The sequence below is a fragment of the Bradyrhizobium sp. BTAi1 genome (genome assembly GCF_000015165.1).
In the GTDB taxonomy this organism is placed as follows: domain Bacteria; phylum Pseudomonadota; class Alphaproteobacteria; order Rhizobiales; family Xanthobacteraceae; genus Bradyrhizobium; species Bradyrhizobium denitrificans.
In genome coordinates, this window is sequence record NC_009485.1 from 7,618,078 (window position 1) to 7,634,609 (window position 16,532).

Genomic DNA, 16,532 nt, shown 5'->3' on the forward strand with positions numbered 1-16,532 from the left:
TCGATTCTGGTTCGCGGACAGGTCAGTTCTTCGCGGTCGGGAAGACATGCCGATCGAGATCAAGGTCGTTCGGGACCTTGGCGTATCGCGCTCCGATCTCGACCCAGATGGCCAACTTCTTCAGATCGACCGGCGTGCCGAAGCCGAAATATTCCGTTGCGGCATCGAGCACCCCGGGCGCCTCCTTATCCAGCGCCACCAGATCGACACCGGTCTGAGTCTTGATGATTTCGACCCGCCTCTCCCTCGGCAGCGTCCCGTACCAGAGGATGGTTTCCCGCAGGGCGTCACGGAAGCGGCGCGCGAGGTCCTCGTGCTTCTCGTACCAGCCCCGCGTCGCCCACCAGCCGGCGATCGGGCTTCCATCCGAGAGATTGAGGCTCTGCGTGTTGACGGCACCGACCGTCCTAAACTTGAACTGATTAATCCATTTGTAGGCATTGACTGCCGAGGACGTCGCGATGGCGTCGGCCTGCTTGCTCTGCAGCACCGCACCGAATGTCGTCTGGTCCGGCACAATGGTGAACTTGACCGCGGACGGGTCACCGCCCTGCGCCTTAATCTGTGCCGACGTGATCGCCTTGAACTGGGGCGGCGCTCCCAGCGCGACATTTCTGCCGCCCAGATCATTGATGGAGCGGATATCGCTGTCATCGCGGACGAGAAGGAATTGGAACGGGCTGATGCCGTTGTGAGGCGCGACGAGACCAATATCGAAGCCGTTCTTGATCGAAGACAGTCCGGCGAAGATGTCTGCATAGCCAATATCCGCTGAGCCGTTGATCGCAGCGGTGATGTTGTTGGCGCCTGTTGCGAGCTCGGCGATTTCCAGCTTCAGACCATGCTTGGCGAAAATCCCCTGGGCGATCCCGGCGCGAAAATCCTGCGGCATGACCGATCCGGAGACGGCGGAGATCCGGAGGGTGGTCAGGCTTTCCTCGGCGCGCGTTGCCGACCCCGGCAGCAGCGCGAATGCCACCGCAGTGAGTGCGGCAAGGTTAGATCTGAGGTCCATGAAAATCCCCTGGCTACGAGACATCGCCGATGAGCGAGGCGCAGGGGATATTAGAAATTCTAATTAGAATTTTAAACAGCGCGCGTTGCAAAGATTGGCGTCGCGATGGAATCGCTTTTCATGTTTTGGCGGCGATGGAGATGGCGATGCCTATCTCGACTGCGTGGCCTCGTGATGCCACGACGTCGTGCGGGCCGACCGCCCCCGCTGAGGCCGTGAGGCGCTAACCTTCTCCAGTCGCCATCGGGTGGCCGGGATCGTCGAGCCATTCCGCAAGGGAGCCGTCATATTCGAGAGAATTCTTGTAGCCGATCACCGCCATTGCGAGCGCGCCGAGTGTGGACGCGATGCCGCCGCCACAATAGGTCACGACGAGTTCGCCTTCGAGCGGCGTGACCGATTGGATGAGAGACCGGAGCCTCGACGGCGGAAGCAACGTATTGTCGGCCTCGTTGACCAGCCGCGTGAAAGGCAGATTGACGCTACCGGGAATATGACCGGCCCGGCTCCGGACGGCAATCGCGCCGGAATAATCGTCGGGCTGCAGGAGGCAGACGAGACGACCGCCGGCTCGGCCGGCGACGATGTCCGCCACCAAGTCGGTTCGCACAAAGTCCTTTGGCGGCCCTGGAAGCCGATAGCTGGTCTTTTGATAGGGCACGATGTCGGTCTCCAGCCGGCCGCCCTGCGCGACGTATTTGCGCAGTCCACCATCGAGCACGCTCACGCGATCATGGCCGAGGGTCGTAAAGACCCACCAGAGCCGCGCTGCCCACTGCCCCACCAGCCCGTCATAAGTCACGACATGCGTCGCCGGAGTGATGCCCAATTTGCGAGCCGCCGCCTCGAACTGCTCTCTCTGCGGACGCGTGAAGGGAAAGCGCGACGTCGGGTCGGAAAACTCGGTGAACAAATCGGCAAAGCGCGCACCGGGGATGTGCCCCGACTTAAGGTACTCATCGAGGCCGCTGCGGAATTCGCCTCTCGAATGCCCGTCCTGCGCCGGACTGAGATAGACACTCGCGTCGAGAACCAAGACGTTCGGATCGTCCAACCTGTCGCGCAGCCACTCAACCGATACCAGCGGCGGATAGTCACTCATCGTCGTGTCCTCTTCGGCCGGCAGTACGTTACGGGCCTTTACGGCGGCACTTTTGCTAGTTAGATTTTCTAACTAGAAAAGGTCCGCTCCTTTAAGAGCGTATTTTCTCTCCTAAGGGTAGTCCTGCACGAAGCCGAGCGCAAAGTATTGCTATTCGTCCAGGCCTTCGTCCGAGTAGGAAAGTTCATCCCAGTTGAACAGCAAATACTCGAAGAAAATTCGCGAAAAGGCCGTCGCCATGGTCGATCGTCGCCGGGTTCGCAATCCGCGTGACCGGACGATCTTTCGGGAAGTCGCGGAGCAACTCAAAGTCGGCGAGCAGTCGCTGCGGTTGTGGGTGCGGCAATCCGACGCCAAGCGCCTGGGAACACGCAAGCCGATCAAGGCCGGCGGCAATCCCCTTCCGGAGAACGTCAGCGCAGAGCTGGACGTCCTCCGTCGCAAGATCGAAAAACTCCAGGCGGAGAACGACGTGCTAAAGCGGGCCTTCGTCGCATTCTCATCGGAATGGTCGAAATAGAAGCTCGCATGATCGAACGTGCGCCGATGGCGAGCGAGAACTGCTAAGAGGCGGGGAACAACTGGATGTCAATCGGCTTGCAGATTTTGCATACCGAATTAAATCTACCTGCAGTCTCTCATCAGCATAGTCGCGCTTATGACACCGTGGCCCGGCATCAAGGACGCGGGCGAAATGGCCGTCCTGGCCGCCGCGGCCCCGGGTTCGTAGATGAGTAACGAATGGCGCGCCATTCAGAATAAAACTACGAACTCTTATGTTATTGAAATTCTGATATAATTTCCTACACCTGCTTAGCAATAAGGCTGGTCCACGAACGAACCTCTGACGTAAAACGATGATGCGTTTTCGCGTGTGCCCATACCAGCACTTTGGCGCCAACGGACTTACCGATCTTTGAACGACGTTGTCGCCGCAATAATTCAAACCACGATGGGCGTCGTGTTATCGCGGTTGACTGGCTTGCGTCATCCTAAAGCGGTAGGTCTGCAAAGTCTCCCTTTCAATTCAATTTTGCAGCGATGGCGGGACCTTGTTCGGTTTGATCAATCATGCGCAATCCCAAATCTATCGCGTCGCGAAGATTGGCTGCGGCCGCCTTGGTGCACCTCAACCGTCCGGTGGTCAGGAATTTTACTTCAACCTTTCCTCCCGGTGCCGGGGTCAAAACGCGGGCGGCAACTTCGATCTGCAAGCAGCCGCCCATCGTGCCGTGGACGGGCACAATGTCAAAATATATAAACGGCGCGGTGTCCAAATCCTCGTAGCTGAAAGGGTCAGCAGACGGCTTGGTATGTTTAGGGCCAGCCATCGAATGTCTCCTGCCATTGTTACTATTGCACCCGGCTTACATCACGTTCGTGCAATGGCCAAATTCCCTGTTCAGGACACTCGCGCTGGGTGCGTCAGTTCTGATCTTGGCGCAACCCCTAATTCCGATTAACGTTGCATTGATTCGGCAACGCAGAGGTTCAGTTGGTCGGAGAAACCACTCTCATCAGTCTCTCGCGATTGATGGCGCTGCAGCGCCGGCTCGATGTTGCCGCGAACAACGTGGCGAACAGCCAAACGACGGGTTATCGTGCCAAGCAGCTTGCCTTTCAAGAGTATCTCAAGCCCGACAAGCCCCCCGAAATAGGTGAAAAGCCCGAACGCCCGTTGTCGCTGGTCGATGCGGCGCTGCCTTTTACATCCTCTGCGTCCGGCGCCTTCCGGTCTACCGGCAATCCGCTAGACTTGGCAATCAACGGAAATGCGTATTTTGCAATCCAGACGAGCCAGGGGGAGCGATACACCCGCGACGGCTCCTTTAGTTTGGATGCCAAGGGCCGTCTGGTGACATTGGAAGGTCTGCCCGTTCTTGGCGATAAGGGCGTTATAACCGTTCCTCCCCGAGCGGGTGAGATCACAATCGACCCCTCCGGCCGTGTTTCAATGCAACAAGTAGAACTCGGAAAACTGAAGCTTGTCAGCTTTGACCCCGGCGCAAGGCTAGAGGCAGCAGGAGGCAATTTGCTTCGGTCCGCTCAACCGCCAAAAGCGAATGCGGGCTCGGCGACGGTACTGCAAGCCATGCTGGAACAATCAAATGTTCAGCCGACGATCGAGATGAGCCGCTTGGCCGAGCTCAACCGGTCCTATGAAGTCGCGAGCAAGCTGCTGAAAGACTCGCAGGATATCAATGAAATAAGCAAACTCGCTAACGTGCCCGAATAGCTCCACTGCTTGTCGAGATCTGCAAGCTTTTGCCGTTCCACTTCAACTGGCGCTTGCAAATGCTGTCTCCTTGGCTGCAATCGATTTCGACAAGCAGACTGCCAGCAAAGAACGCCGTATCGATTTCGCGAACTTTTCCCCGCCAGATTTCGCGCTGAATCTTGCCGTCAGCGCCCGAGAAGAGCACGCGGTGAAGGCATCCTTCAGGCGCGCAAAGCTGACCGTTGCCGCATTCAACATGTTCGAAGTGGATCGTTATGACCTGTCGCCCATCAGAGATCGGCAAATATGTTGCAAAGCCGTTTTTGACCCTGATCGCATCTGCCCCGCACCCCGCTTGTACTTGATGAAGCGCCAGACGGACAACCCCGGGAAGACGATGCATTTGCGCAGCCGAAAGTTTCGACCAGCCGCCTTGAGCGGCGCCGGAGGCTCTGCCCTGAGCGTCCGCGGCGGCAAGACAAAACGCCAGCGCGAGGGCTAGTTTCAGCATCGGAAGCTCTCCTCCCAATTCATCAATCTTACCGATCAGCCTCCTCGAAAAACGACTCCCAGCCGCTTTTCCTTCATCCATGCGATTTCGCATTCGCGCCGAAACTGATCGACCGCAATATCCAGTACGAAGTGCCGGGGAATTCCAAGCGGGCTCTCCACTTCAAGTAGAGCCCCGTACACTGTTTGATTTCGGACGGTGCAATCGATAACGGCACCGCCGAACGTGATCTTTCCGGCCTTGAATACCCTCTTCCGCGGGATCGACCTCTTATCGACCATGGCAGCCACCTCAAGAGTGGATCAATCGACTTTCTTCTCGGCAGCTTCGCCTTGCTTAACGATGTCTCCTTTCGTGAATAAAATCCCTTGGAGCTCGGTTCGCCAATCCTTGTTGCGACGAAGAAGAAATTCGAGATTCATGCCAAAATGCTTGAATTCTTCCTTTTGCGCGTTCGCCATGATGGCCTTGGCTTCCTTGTCCTTTTCGAGCGACATCCGTTGTTCATACCAGCCGATTGCCTCCGCCTCCTCGATCAGCGACGTGATCATTCGCGCAAAGGTACGCGTTTCCTGCGAAAGCTCTTCTGGCGGTTCGTGATATTGATCGAAGCCCATTTTGATCTCCTCGCATTAAGATGACACTGAGTTCGAGACGCCAGTTGTATTTCAGGGGGGACAGTCAATGTTACAAGCCAGTCGTGCGGATGATCGATTCAATTATACACGTATTGCCTTCGCAGGCTAACCTTTGGGCTCCTCGACAAATTAGGAAGAAACGAAGAGTTTCCGCCGCCGCCGACCATAATCGCCCCTCCGCCCGCGATAGGTGCGTTAGACGCGATGGCAGGACCCGCACCCAGCCTATGCACAACTAGAAGAACCATCAGAATTCGCGTCCATGTTTTTCCTGATCAATTTTCGTCGGTCTCCAGCGTCGCGCGTCGAGACGGCCGAACACGGGCAAAAACTCAAACTCTAGAATAAGGATCACCATCGCAGTCACCAGCCCGGCTATGAGAAGTTCGCCAACCCCTGCGAGCATCCCGACAGCCGCCGTCGCCCAGATGGCGGCCGCAGTGGTCAAGCCACGGACGTTGCCGCCATCTTTGAGGATCATGCCTCCGCCCAGAAATCCTACGCCGGTCACAACGCCCGCCATCACCTTTTCGGCGGTCGCCGGGAAGTTCTCGACGCCGACCGCGGTGAACGCAGCCGCTCCCAGGCTGACGAGCATGAAGGTACGGTCGCCTGCTTCCGAACCGCGAAATTCACGCTCCCATCCAATGGGGAAAGCCAGCGCGACGGCAACGCCGATTCGGACGAGAAGCGCCAGATCGAACCTTGTCGTTCCGCCCGCTTCGCCTGGAGCTGCGAATGCAGCATCCATTATTAACCCAAAAATGACGGCGGCGAATAAGAGTGCGAAGACCGAAATAAGAAGTCTCTTGGGCAGCGAAAACACGCATGATCGATGAAGCATCGGATGGTTTCTCTGAGTGCGAGTCTTTGTTGAGTTATAGTTTCCTGGCTACTTTAGGTTCAAGAGATCCGGTTGCCGGAAGGCGAAGTAGACGGAGCGCGTTCATTGTCACCAAAACCGTCGCGCCCGTGTCTGCAAGGATAGCGGGCCATAAGCCGGTGAGCCCGACGACCGTGGTGATGAGAAAGACCGCCTTCAGTCCGAGTGCGACGAAAATGTTCTGCCGGATGTTGACCATCGTCCGCTTCGACAGGTCGACCATGGCTGCGACATCCGCGACTCGCCCGTGCAGCACGGCGGCGTCGGCGGTTTCCAGCGCGACATCCGTACCGCCGCCCATCGCGATGCCGACATCGGCGGCCGCCAGCGCTGGCGCATCATTTATACCGTCGCCGATCTTGGCGACCGACCACCCCGCTTTTTGAAAGTTGCCGACCATGCGCTGCTTGTCCTCCGGCAACAACTCCGCTTCAACTTCTATTCCCAGCTGCTTGCCGATCGCATCCGCCGTGCGGCGATTGTCACCCGTCAGCATGACGGTCCGGATGCCGGCATCCGTCAAAAGCTTGAGCCCGCTTTTCGCGTCAGGGCGGGGTTCGTCACGCATCGCGATTGCACCCGCGATCTGCCCGTCGACCGCAACCAGCGAAACCGTTTTGCCTTCGTCGTTCAGCGCTGCGATCTTGTTGTCTTGCTCGTTTGTCAGTGTACAGATCTCCGCGACAGCTTTTGGCGATCCCAAGAATACTTCCGCGCCTTCGACACTGGCCCGAATTCCCTTCCCGCCGATCGCATTCGAGCCGGAGGTCGCCGGCAACCAGACATTCTGCTCTGCCGCCTTGGCCAAGATCGCAGTAGCGAGCGGATGACTTGAACCGGACTCGAGCGCTGCGGCGAAACGCAGGACATCGGCCTCACTGCGTGCGAAGCCGATAATGTCCGTCACCTGGGGCTTGCCGGCGGTGAGCGTGCCGGTCTTGTCGAAACATGCCACGGTGACCTTGCCGATTTGTTCAAGGACCGCGCCGCCCTTCAGCAGAAGTCCCCGACGCGCGCCGGCAGACAGGCTGGCAGCGATCGCCGCAGGCACAGAGATAACCAAGGCGCAAGGACAGCCAATCAGAAGAATAGCCAGAGCCTTGTAGATCCAGCCGTTCCAGGCTCCGCCGAATAGCAGCGGCGGGACGATGGCCACCAGAGCCGCGACCGCTACCACGCCGGGCGTGTAGTAGCGCGAGAAGCGGTCGATGAAACGCTCGGTCGGCGCCTTAGACTCCTGCGCCTCCTCGACCAGGCGCACCACGCGCGCGATCGTATTGTCCGCTGCAGCGGCGGTGACGCGTACGCGTAACAATCCGTCGCCGTTGACGGTACCGGCAAACAACATTGCATCCGTCCCCTTGCGGATGGGTGTGCTTTCGCCTGTGACCGGCGCTTCGTCGATGGCGCTCTCTCCGGATACGATGACGCCGTCGGCCGGGATGCGGTCGCCGGGACGCACCTGGATCATGGCGCCGACCGATAGCGTGTCGGCTTCCACCTCGCGGACCTGACCGTCATCATCCTCGAGCCGGGCGGTCTTTGGAACAAGCTTTGTCAAGTCCTGGATGCTGGCTCGCGCCCGGCTGGCAGCGACGCCCTCGAGCATTTCGCCGATCAGGAACAGGAAAACGACCGTTGCCGCCTCCTCTGTCGCGCCGATGAAGACCGCGCCGACCGCGGCAATCGTCATCAGCATCTCGATCGAGAACGGCGTTCCTGCAATCGCTGCGGAAATTGCGCGTTTGCCGATCGGGACCAGGCCGACCATCATCGCCAGAAGGAATGCCCATTGTTCGGTGGCCGGAATGGCTTTTCCCAATGCGAAGGCGACTGCGAGCGCGGTTCCGGACGCGATCGTCAAATCCGCCTTGCTGGTCTGCCACCAGCTCTTGTTCGTGGGGCTGTGATCGTGGACGTGGAAACGGCCGGTGTCTTCCTCGGGAGCGGACACTTCATGACCAGCGTGTTTGGCTCCGACCTCTTCCGACCCGGTAACGGCATATCCAACAGCCGCGATCTGGCTGCTCATCGTCCTGGTATCCGCCAGATCATGCCTGACAGTGACCGCGCCCCCAGCGACGGATACGTTCACCTCAGTAACACCGGGTATCCGCCGTAGGGCGTTTTCGATCTTGATCGCGCACCCGGCGCAATCCATCCCCTCAACCCGCAACCGGGTGGTAACTGAAGTCGCGGACGCCATCGGGTTGGCTCCATGAGAGTCAGACATCATACAGCCCTCAATCTGTCGGCCGTCGATGCCGGTCGCAGGTTGTTGATCCACGATCGGTAGTAGGCGACGGCTGTCATCAAGGCGATGCCAGATAGGCTGACGAACAACTGAAAGGCGATTGAGGTGGAAACCAATTCGATGAGGAAGCACCCAACGAACGACAGGAATATTCCGACGCAAAATACTTCGAGGGAGCGCTCGCCACAGATTATCGCGGGACGCAGGACGGCAAACTTCAACGCCGTCGCGCTGCGCGGCACCAATCTCGCGACGATCAGCGCGAGTGCGAGGAAATGCAGGATCCGATACGGTGCCAGGTTCGTCTTGTCGTTCGGGAGAAACAGATCCACGACCAGTGCCGGCATCGCGGATGAGAAGCCGAGGCGCGCAGCGAGCGTGACGGCAAGACCGAGCAGCAGGAAGAGCACGGCCGACCACAGGACCAGGCGGGATGCGGTCAACCGCCTCACCAGGCCCGTTCCGTCGAGCGAAATCCAGGCGCCAATCACGAACAGAAACTGCCAGGCAAAGGGATTGAAATACCACTCGCCATCGGGATAGCTCGCGAGATTCCAGTCAAAGGTCCGGGCCGCAGCATAGATTGCGAAGGAGACTGCGAGCGCCAGACCGGGCGTCCGCACCAATAGCCAGAGGAACGGCGGGAACGTGACCATCAGCGCGATGTAGAGAGGCAGGACGTCCAGATTGAGCGGCTTGAACTCCAGCAGCAGCCCGTGCTTCAGGAATTCGATCGGATCGGCGATCAAGCGCCGAATGTTAAATTCGTCGAGCAGATAGGCGTGACCGTAATTCTGGGCCACGTAGCCGATCGCGGCGACATAAACGACGAACAGCAGGATAAGCGCGAGGTATAGCTGCCAGGCCCGAGCCAGAATGCCGACCGCGGCCACGACAAAGCCGCCCGCGGCCATCGTCCGCGAATAGACGAGCGCGACCGTGTAGCCGGAGATGAAAACGAACAGGTCGGCCGCGTCGCTGAACCCGTAGTTCTTCATCGTGATCCAGGCGACCACGTTATTGGGAATGTGATCGAGAAAGATCGCCCAATTTGCCAGCCCGCGGAAAAGGTCCAACCTCAAGTCACGACCCAAGCCGCTTTTGGCTACCGCTGTGTTCATGTCATCCGTACCCGAGCGTTGCGACCGCAATGCTCCCATCCGAAGGTTCAATGCGGAAGCGCATCCGAACAGCTTGTGAGTTGTCGCTCATGATCGACTCCTTGACCGCACCGGCGAAGCTTGACGCATTGATTTAATTTCACGTCTTACCCTCCTGACGGAGCCGCTTATACAGCGCTGCTACGGCGTCCGAGAAATCCAGCGAGACGTTCCGCGCGCAGTAATCTTCCAAATAATGCAGTTGTTTGATCAGATCGAAGGACACCGGAGCGAGGTCGAGACCCTCATCAACACCCGGCGGCCGGCTCGATATGATTCCGCTCATGAACCCTTGCGCCCACGCCAGATAGTCTCGTCGAACCGCAGGATTGGCTTTGACGTCATCGGAGAACCGCTGGCACGTCGTGGCGCCCAGACCGACGATTTTTGCCGTTTGTGCCTGCGCCCGGAGGGGTCGAGATGCGCCGGCCGCGAAAACGTCAGCCAAAAACAGCGAAACGATCAGGAGCACGCGCGCGGCGCTACTAACACGCGCCGGCACGGTCACATGGCGGTTCACCTTGCGACATTCTTTTAAGCTTCGCTCGTCTTGCTCCAACGATCGTCCTACTTTTTGAACTTGGCCTGACCGGATTGTCCGTCTGCCGTCTTGATGGTGAGGGTGATCGTGGCGCCTGCTGTCACGGGGCTCTTCGCGTCGCCCTGAAGGGAGTTGTCGCCTTGGGGGGCGAGAGTGACCGTTTCACGCGTACTGCCGCTCGCAATCATGACCGCTGCGGTAAAGTTTTTGGTTGCAACGGGTTTTGTCGTCTTGGGATCGAAGACGTTGATTGTGATTTTGTTGCCGGATGTCATGAGTTCGGCATCAATGCCAGCAACATCCTCCATTGGGCCGCCGTTGGGGCCTTTTTCGCCGCCATGCGCGTGCTGAGCATAGGAGGGTGCGGACCACATAAAGACAACACAAACGATAGCGATCAGGTATTTCATGACACTGCTCCTTCTGTAGCCGGTGATTTGGGTTCTGTAGCCTGTGATTTGGATTCGCCATTTTCCAGATCTTCCCGCCTGAACAAGACGTAGAGAGCCGGTAGTACCAACAAGGTCAGTATGGTCGACGAGATGATTCCGCCGATGACGACCGTCGCCAACGGCCGCTGCACCTCTGCCCCGGCGCCGGTCGCAATTGCCATGGGCACGAAACCGAGAGATGCGACGAGCGCAGTCATCAGCACCGGCCGCAGCCGCGTCAACGATCCTTCCCGGACCGCATCGATCACGTTCTTGCCCTCGCTCCGGAGCCGCTCGATAAAAGTAATAATGACGAGGCCGTTGAGCACCGCCACGCCGGACAGGGCGATAAAACCGATCCCGGCGCTGATCGACAGCGGAATGCCTCGAAGCAGCAGGGCGATAATTCCGCCAGTCAAAGCCAGCGGTACGCCACTGAACACCAGTAGCGCGTCCGGCATTGAACCAAGGCTCATGAACAAAAGCAGGAAAATCAACAGAAGCGCGACCGGCACGACGATCGTCAGCCTCTGCGTCGCGGACACCAGTTGCTCGAACTGGCCGCCCCAGCCGATCCAATAACCGGCCGGAAGTTTGACCTTGGCTTCGACCTGCTCTTGGGCGTCCGCGACGAAAGAGCCGAGGTCTCGTCCACGGACATTCGCGGTCACGACAATTCGCCGTTTGCCGTTTTCGCGGCTGATCTGATTGGGTCCGGGCGCGACGTCGATTTGGGCCAGTTCCGAAAGCGGCACATAGCGAATCTGAGAAAGAGGCGAGTTGCTCCAGAGCGCTGTCACCGGCTTGGCCTGGCTCTCCAGCGGCGGAAGCGGCACCGGAAGCGCCTTGAGCGCCGAGATGTCGGAACGCAAATGTTCCGGAAGCCGGACGACGATGTTAAAACGGCGATCTCCTTCGAACACCATGCCGGAATTCTTACCGCCGACGGCGATCTCGACCAGGTTCTGCACGTCGCCGACGCTGATGCCGTAGCGAGACAGCGCCTGACGGTTGAGCTTGACCGTAAGCACAGGCAACCCCGACGCCTGTTCGGTTTTGACGTCGGCGGCGCCCTGTACACCCTGCAGGACTGCCTGCACCTTGGCCGCGGACTGGACGAGCACGTCGAGGTCGTCGCCAAAGATCTTGACGCCGACGTCGCTGCGGACGCCGGAAATCAGCTCGTTGAAGCGTTGCTGGATCGGCTGCGAGATCTCATAGACGTTGCCCGGGATCTCTTCGGCGGCCTCCTGGATCTCGGAAACAACCGAAGCTTTTGGCTTCTCCGGATCGGGCCATTCCTTCCTCGGTTTCAACATCACGTATCCGTCGGACGTCGAGGGCGGCATCAGGTCGGTTGCAACTTCCGCGGTTCCGGTGCGGGCAAACACTTCCCGGACCTCCGGTATCTTCAATAATCGCCTTTCGAGCATGGCCTGCATCTCCAGCGACTGCGTCAGGCTGGTGCCGGGAATACGGATCGCCTGCAGTGCAACATCACCTTCGTCGAGGCTCGGAATGAACTCCCCGCCCATGCGGGAAGCCGCGATGCCGCACACGGCCATCAGCAGGACCGCGATTCCCGCAACGCCCCATCTGTTGCGGATCGAAGCGGCGAGCAGTGGCGTGTAAACATAGCGCGCACCGCGCATGAACCAGTTCTCATGCTCGGAGACTTTGCCGGTCACCAGCAAGGCCACGGCAGCCGGCACGAACGTCAGCGACAGGATGCTCGCGCCGGTTAGCGCCATCAGCACTGTCAACGCCATCGGCGTGAACATCTTTCCTTCGACGCCGGTGAGCGTCAGGATCGGCAGATACACGACGCCGATGATCAACGTCCCGAACAGGCTCGGACCAATCACTTCTTTTGACGCCGTCAAGATGGTTTCGAACCGTTCCTGCCGATCGAGGACACGGCCCTGCCTGGTTTGCTCCTCGGCCAATAAGCGCAGGCAATTCTCAACGATGATCACCGCGCCGTCGATGATGATGCCGAAGTCGATGGCGCCAAGGCTCATCAGGTTTGCGCTGACCTTGTTTTCCACCATGCCGGTAATGGTAAACAGCATGGACAGCGGGATGACGAAGGCGGTGGCGATCGCCGCCTTGAAGTTTCCAAGGATCAGGAACAGGATCACGATGACGAGAAGAGCGCCTTCGACGAGGTTCTTTTCCACGGTCGCAACCGTCGCCTCGACCAGCTTGGTCCGGTCATAGACGGCTCGTGCGATCACGCCTTCCGGCAGGGACCGCCCGATCTCCTTCAGCTTTGCCGCCACGCGTTGAGCTACTGTCCGGCTATTGTCGCCGATCAGCAGCATGGCGGTGCCTAACACCACCTCCTTGCCGTCCACCGTTGCCGCACCCGTTCGCAGGTCCTTGCCTTCCTTGACATCGGCCACGTCCATCACCCGCACAGGTACGCCGTGGCGGGAGCCGATCACGATCTGCTTTATTTCCTCGACATTTGCGACCTGGCCGGGCGTGCGAACGAGATACTGCTCGCCGTTGCGTTCGATATACCCCGCTCCAACGTTGGCATTGTTCGCGGCCAGCGCCGTCATGACCTCGCGAAAACTGAGCTTGTAGGCCATCAGTTGCGCCGGATCCGGCAGCACATGGAATTGCCGTTCGAAGCCGCCAATGGTGTTGACCTCGATGACGCCGGGAACATTCCGTAGTTGTGGCTTGATGATCCAATCCTGGATCGTCCGCAGGTCGCTTGGCGTGTATTCGTCACCGCCGGTTTTGCGTGCTTCCGGTTTTGCCTCGACGGTGAACAGATAGATTTCACCGAGGCCGGTAGAGATTGGTCCCATCGCAGTTTCGATGCTGGGCGGAAGCTGGTCCTTGACCTGCTGAATCCGCTCGTTGACCAATTGCCGGGCGAAATAGATGTCGGTCCCGTCTTTGAAGATGATGGTGACCTGGCTCAAGCCGTAGCGGGATTGGGAGCGGGTGCTGTCCAGATGAGGCAAACCTCCCATCGCGGTCTCGATCGGAAACGTGATCCGCTGCTCGACTTCCAGCGGCGAATAGCCGGGCGCGCGACTGTTGATCTGGATCTGAACGTTGGTGATGTCAGGCACGGCGTCGATCGGCAGACGCGTGAAATTCCACGCTCCGAAAGCGGCCATGACAAAAACGCCGATCATCACCAGCCAACGCTGCCGGATGGAGAAAGAAAGAATCCCGTTAATCATGAGGTTGCTCCGGGCGCTTGCCAATTTCCCTGACGCGCGAGAACGAATGGACCGGCGTCGTGTAGACGACGCCGTCACCTTTCCTGCCGGTCCATGCGGCCGAGGCGATCCGCCTGCAAATGTCCTCAGCGAGGTCGGAGCGGCAAACCAATCTCAGCTCCAAATATTGATGGTAAGTGAGGTCCGCGTCAGTCGAGATGTAACTGCCGCCCTGTCCGCGCCCTCTTCCTTGTCCCCTCACTTCGTCGAAGGTGAAACCGGGGAAATCAGCAAGGTCGTGCAGCGCACGAACGACATGACCCTCCATGTGCGGCCGGATCAGCGCGGTGATCAACGTCTTGCTGCCCTCAATGCTCATCGCCGCCCGCTCCCTTTGTCATCTCCGCCTTCACGATGAAGCTGTTTTGCGCCGCGTAGAGATCGCCATCGAAGACGCCGAACAGAATTTCGACGAGCTGCGGATCGCGGTCGCCCACCTCGACATCGCGTGCCTCGAACTTCTCGCCTTTGCGCACGAAGACAACGGTTCGATTTTCCACGGTCTGAAGCGCAGACGACTTGACCGCGACCGGAACCGTCTTGGCCGACAACGTGAGGCGCCCCGTGATGAACAGTCCAGGCCGCAGCCGCTGGCTGGGATTTGTGACAATTGCCCTTGCAATGGCGCTTTGGGTGTCACTGCTCCCAACGGGGGAAAGATAGGAAATCTTGGCCTCGATTGGGGGTCCACCGTCGGCCGGATCGATGAGTACCTGATCGCCCATGCTGACCCGCTTCAGGTCGCGGCGGTAGACCGAGAAGTCCACCCAAACATTCGACAAATCCGCTACCACGAATGCCGATTTCTGTTCGGAGACGAACTCACCCAGCGAGATCTGACGATCGATGACCGTGCCCGCAAGCGATGCCTTCAACTCGTATTGCGTCAAGCTCTGATTGCTTTCGATGACGGCCAGCACATCGCCCTTCTGGACGACGTCGCCGATCCGCTTGCGGACGTCCCGGACGATACCAGGAAAGCGCGGTGTGACCTGAACCAGCGACTCCTGGTTCGGCTGCACGATACCGTTAAGCAACAGGCTGTCCCGCAACACACCGGTTGAGGCCTTTACCAGCTCAATTCCAGCGGCCTCAATCTTGGCGTCGCTTAAAGCGACGCTGTCTGCATGTTCTTCCTTCTCGGCTTTTTCGGTAGGAGCCGTCTTGGGTACGGCCGGTTTCAGCATTCGATAGCCGCCATAGACCAGCCCCGCTGCGACCAACACGAAAAAAAAGTATCTCAGAAGTCGTTTCATCTTGACGTCTCGCGCGTGAGCGTAAACGGGTTGCCGACAAGACCTTCGATCGTCGCGATGGCAATGTGAAAGTTCTGCAGGGCCTCCTGTTCTCGAAGCAGCGCCTGCAAGACCGAGCCTTTGACATCGAGCAGCTCAAGCAGCGTAAACCGTCCCTGCAGATAGCCGCTCTGGATCGTCTCGGAAGCACTACGTGCATTCGGAATGATTGACGTCCGCAGCAGCTTGAGCTCGGCCAAGGCGCCGGTAAGGGTATCGTAGGCACGGCCGACGATACTGGTGAGGACGAGCTTGTTGATCGCGCGCTCGGCATCAGTCTTTGCAAGCGTTTCCTGAGCAGCGATGATGTTGCCCGCGTTCTGATCGAAAATCGGTATCGGAATCGACACGCCGAGCCGTACGGCATTGTCATTGGTGTCTTGATAGTGCCGCCAGCCCGCCGAAATGCGCGGATCGGGGATTGCTTTCAGACGCGCGATCAGGAGTTCTGCGTTGCGTTGGGCCGCAACCGCCGTCCAACGCAACAATTGCGGGTTGGCTTCAATCGCCTGCAACACGTCCCGGAACGGCGGCGGTTGTCCAATGTTGGTTAGCCGCCCCAACGCTTTGCCGAAATGAGGGCTGCTGTCGCCCATCAGGATTGCGAGGTCGCGACGCGCTAAAGCGAGTTGTGTCTTGGCGCGCTCCCGCTCGACCCGGAATAAATCGGCCGCGACCCGCGCACGCAGTGTTTCAGCCGGTGAAGAAGCACCTTCCTGAACGCGCTTTTCCAACAGGGGAATGAGGGTGCCAAAGCTTTCGATCTGCTCGTCGAAGATCTCGATCCGCCGCTGCGCACTGATGATCGTGATGAACGCGATCGCGGCTTCCGACAAAACCTCCAGCCGCGTTGCGCGTCGCTGCCACACTGCCGTGCCGATGCCGGCCTCACCGGCAGCGATGCGCGCTTCCCGTTTGCCACCCAATTCGACGAGCTGGCTGAGCTGCAGATTGGTCTCGGCTGATCGTAGGCCTTTGTAAGGTCCCGATCCCAGCGCGTTGTCGAGCTCGAACGAAACGTCCGGATTGGGCAGTACGCCGGCCTGGATGCGCAGCCCGCCGGCAATACCGATGTCACGCTCCGCCGCCGTCAGCCTCGGGTTCGCTGCCAAGGCCCGCTGCAGTGCTTGCGGCAGCGAAATGGCGGGCGACGCGCGTTCGGCGGCCTGTACGGGAATTGTGAATAAAAGCATTGCACCCGCCAGGCGCAAAGCCACTCGAACCAACCACATAAGATCA

General features: G+C 59.0%; 16 protein-coding genes. 2 read left to right on the forward strand and 14 right to left on the reverse strand.

Translation table 11 applies throughout. The features are described 5' to 3' along the window. Nucleotides 1-22: 22 nt before the first annotated feature. Together BBTA_RS33985 and BBTA_RS33990 are read right to left on the reverse strand one after the other, a co-directional pair. Nucleotides 23-1,015 (reverse strand): ABC transporter substrate-binding protein, encoded by a 993-nt coding sequence (locus BBTA_RS33985; protein WP_168167938.1) that lies wholly within the window; start codon nt 1,013-1,015, stop codon nt 23-25. Nucleotides 1,016-1,238: 223 nt separating this feature from the next. Continuing rightward, the gene (locus BBTA_RS33990; protein ID WP_012047054.1) at nt 1,239-2,117 is read right to left on the reverse strand and encodes a sulfurtransferase; all 879 of its coding nucleotides are present in this window, start codon (nt 2,115-2,117) and stop codon (nt 1,239-1,241) included. 193 nt (nt 2,118-2,310) lie between these two features. Between BBTA_RS33990 and BBTA_RS33995 the strand changes: the two genes are divergently transcribed. Next, nucleotides 2,311-2,637, forward strand: coding sequence for a hypothetical protein (locus tag BBTA_RS33995; RefSeq protein WP_012047055.1), 327 nt, complete (start codon nt 2,311-2,313; stop codon nt 2,635-2,637). 502 nt (nt 2,638-3,139) lie between these two features. On the opposite strand, the gene BBTA_RS34000 is transcribed toward BBTA_RS33995, so the two are convergent. Further along, a complete protein-coding gene (locus tag BBTA_RS34000; protein WP_006022559.1) occupies nt 3,140-3,448 on the reverse strand; it encodes a hypothetical protein in 309 nt (102 codons plus the stop codon). Nucleotides 3,449-3,612: 164 nt separating this feature from the next. Here BBTA_RS34000 and flgF point away from each other — a divergent pair, with 164 nt between their 5' ends. After that, nucleotides 3,613-4,353, forward strand: a complete 741-nt coding sequence (flgF, locus tag BBTA_RS34005; RefSeq protein ID WP_006022558.1) for a flagellar basal-body rod protein FlgF — start codon at nt 3,613-3,615, stop codon at nt 4,351-4,353. Here flgF and BBTA_RS40450 read toward each other — a convergent pair. The 11 genes from BBTA_RS40450 to ihpA form a co-directional block, all read right to left on the reverse strand. Continuing rightward, entirely contained in the window at nt 4,337-4,927 is a 591-nt protein-coding gene (locus BBTA_RS40450) for a hypothetical protein (protein ID WP_160166475.1), read from the reverse strand. The two genes, flgF and BBTA_RS40450, sit on opposite strands and share 17 nt — an antisense overlap. A 221-nt stretch (nt 4,928-5,148) precedes the next feature. Beyond that, on the reverse strand, nt 5,149-5,463 hold the full coding sequence (locus BBTA_RS34020; RefSeq protein ID WP_006022555.1) for a hypothetical protein: 315 nt from the start codon (nt 5,461-5,463) through the stop codon (nt 5,149-5,151). 268 nt (nt 5,464-5,731) lie between these two features. Continuing rightward, nucleotides 5,732-6,310, reverse strand: coding sequence for an MgtC/SapB family protein (locus BBTA_RS34025; RefSeq protein WP_244424236.1), 579 nt, complete (start codon nt 6,308-6,310; stop codon nt 5,732-5,734). 52 nt (nt 6,311-6,362) lie between these two features. Beyond that, entirely contained in the window at nt 6,363-8,573 is a 2,211-nt protein-coding gene (locus BBTA_RS34030) for a heavy metal translocating P-type ATPase (protein ID WP_006022553.1), read from the reverse strand. A gap of 26 nt (nt 8,574-8,599) precedes the next feature. Next, the gene (locus BBTA_RS34035; RefSeq protein ID WP_006022552.1) at nt 8,600-9,742 is read right to left on the reverse strand and encodes an OpgC family protein; all 1,143 of its coding nucleotides are present in this window, start codon (nt 9,740-9,742) and stop codon (nt 8,600-8,602) included. A gap of 139 nt (nt 9,743-9,881) precedes the next feature. Beyond that, a complete protein-coding gene (locus BBTA_RS34040) occupies nt 9,882-10,235 on the reverse strand; it encodes a hypothetical protein (RefSeq protein ID WP_244424500.1) in 354 nt (117 codons plus the stop codon). 113 nt (nt 10,236-10,348) lie between these two features. After that, nucleotides 10,349-10,732: a hypothetical protein gene (locus tag BBTA_RS34045; RefSeq protein ID WP_006022550.1), complete on the reverse strand. Its 384-nt coding sequence runs from the start codon at nt 10,730-10,732 to the stop codon at nt 10,349-10,351. Then, nucleotides 10,729-13,959, reverse strand: coding sequence for an efflux RND transporter permease subunit (locus tag BBTA_RS34050; protein ID WP_006022549.1), 3,231 nt, complete (start codon nt 13,957-13,959; stop codon nt 10,729-10,731). Before BBTA_RS34050 ends, BBTA_RS34045 begins: the two co-directional genes overlap by 4 nt. Next, nucleotides 13,952-14,317 (reverse strand): P-II family nitrogen regulator, encoded by a 366-nt coding sequence (locus BBTA_RS34055; RefSeq protein WP_006022548.1) that lies wholly within the window; start codon nt 14,315-14,317, stop codon nt 13,952-13,954. The genes BBTA_RS34050 and BBTA_RS34055 overlap by 8 nt, the downstream gene beginning before the upstream one ends. After that, entirely contained in the window at nt 14,307-15,254 is a 948-nt protein-coding gene (gene ihpB / locus BBTA_RS34060) for a divalent metal ion exporter adaptor subunit IhpB (protein ID WP_006022547.1), read from the reverse strand. Before ihpB ends, BBTA_RS34055 begins: the two co-directional genes overlap by 11 nt. Then, nucleotides 15,251-16,525: a divalent metal ion exporter subunit IhpA gene (gene ihpA / locus BBTA_RS34065; protein WP_006022546.1), complete on the reverse strand. Its 1,275-nt coding sequence runs from the start codon at nt 16,523-16,525 to the stop codon at nt 15,251-15,253. Before ihpA ends, ihpB begins: the two co-directional genes overlap by 4 nt. Nucleotides 16,526-16,532: the final 7 nt, after the last annotated feature.

What these genes read in the sequence shown, in the direction of transcription:
- BBTA_RS33985 (WP_168167938.1), bottom strand. Translation starts at nt 1,015, where the DNA reads ATGGACCTCAGATCTAACCTTGCCGCACTCACTGCGGTGGCATTCGCG.
- BBTA_RS33990 (WP_012047054.1), bottom strand. Translation starts at nt 2,117, where the DNA reads ATGAGTGACTATCCGCCGCTGGTATCGGTTGAGTGGCTGCGCGACAGG.
- BBTA_RS34000 (WP_006022559.1), bottom strand. Translation starts at nt 3,448, where the DNA reads ATGGCTGGCCCTAAACATACCAAGCCGTCTGCTGACCCTTTCAGCTAC.
- BBTA_RS40450 (WP_160166475.1), bottom strand. Translation starts at nt 4,927, where the DNA reads ATGGATGAAGGAAAAGCGGCTGGGAGTCGTTTTTCGAGGAGGCTGATC.
- BBTA_RS34020 (WP_006022555.1), bottom strand. Translation starts at nt 5,463, where the DNA reads ATGGGCTTCGATCAATATCACGAACCGCCAGAAGAGCTTTCGCAGGAA.
- BBTA_RS34030 (WP_006022553.1), bottom strand. Translation starts at nt 8,573, where the DNA reads ATGGCGTCCGCGACTTCAGTTACCACCCGGTTGCGGGTTGAGGGGATG.
- BBTA_RS34035 (WP_006022552.1), bottom strand. Translation starts at nt 9,742, where the DNA reads ATGAACACAGCGGTAGCCAAAAGCGGCTTGGGTCGTGACTTGAGGTTG.
- BBTA_RS34045 (WP_006022550.1), bottom strand. Translation starts at nt 10,732, where the DNA reads ATGAAATACCTGATCGCTATCGTTTGTGTTGTCTTTATGTGGTCCGCA.
- BBTA_RS34050 (WP_006022549.1), bottom strand. Translation starts at nt 13,959, where the DNA reads ATGATTAACGGGATTCTTTCTTTCTCCATCCGGCAGCGTTGGCTGGTG.
- BBTA_RS34055 (WP_006022548.1), bottom strand. Translation starts at nt 14,317, where the DNA reads ATGAGCATTGAGGGCAGCAAGACGTTGATCACCGCGCTGATCCGGCCG.
- ihpB (WP_006022547.1), bottom strand. Translation starts at nt 15,254, where the DNA reads ATGAAACGACTTCTGAGATACTTTTTTTTCGTGTTGGTCGCAGCGGGG.
- ihpA (WP_006022546.1), bottom strand. Translation starts at nt 16,525, where the DNA reads ATGTGGTTGGTTCGAGTGGCTTTGCGCCTGGCGGGTGCAATGCTTTTA.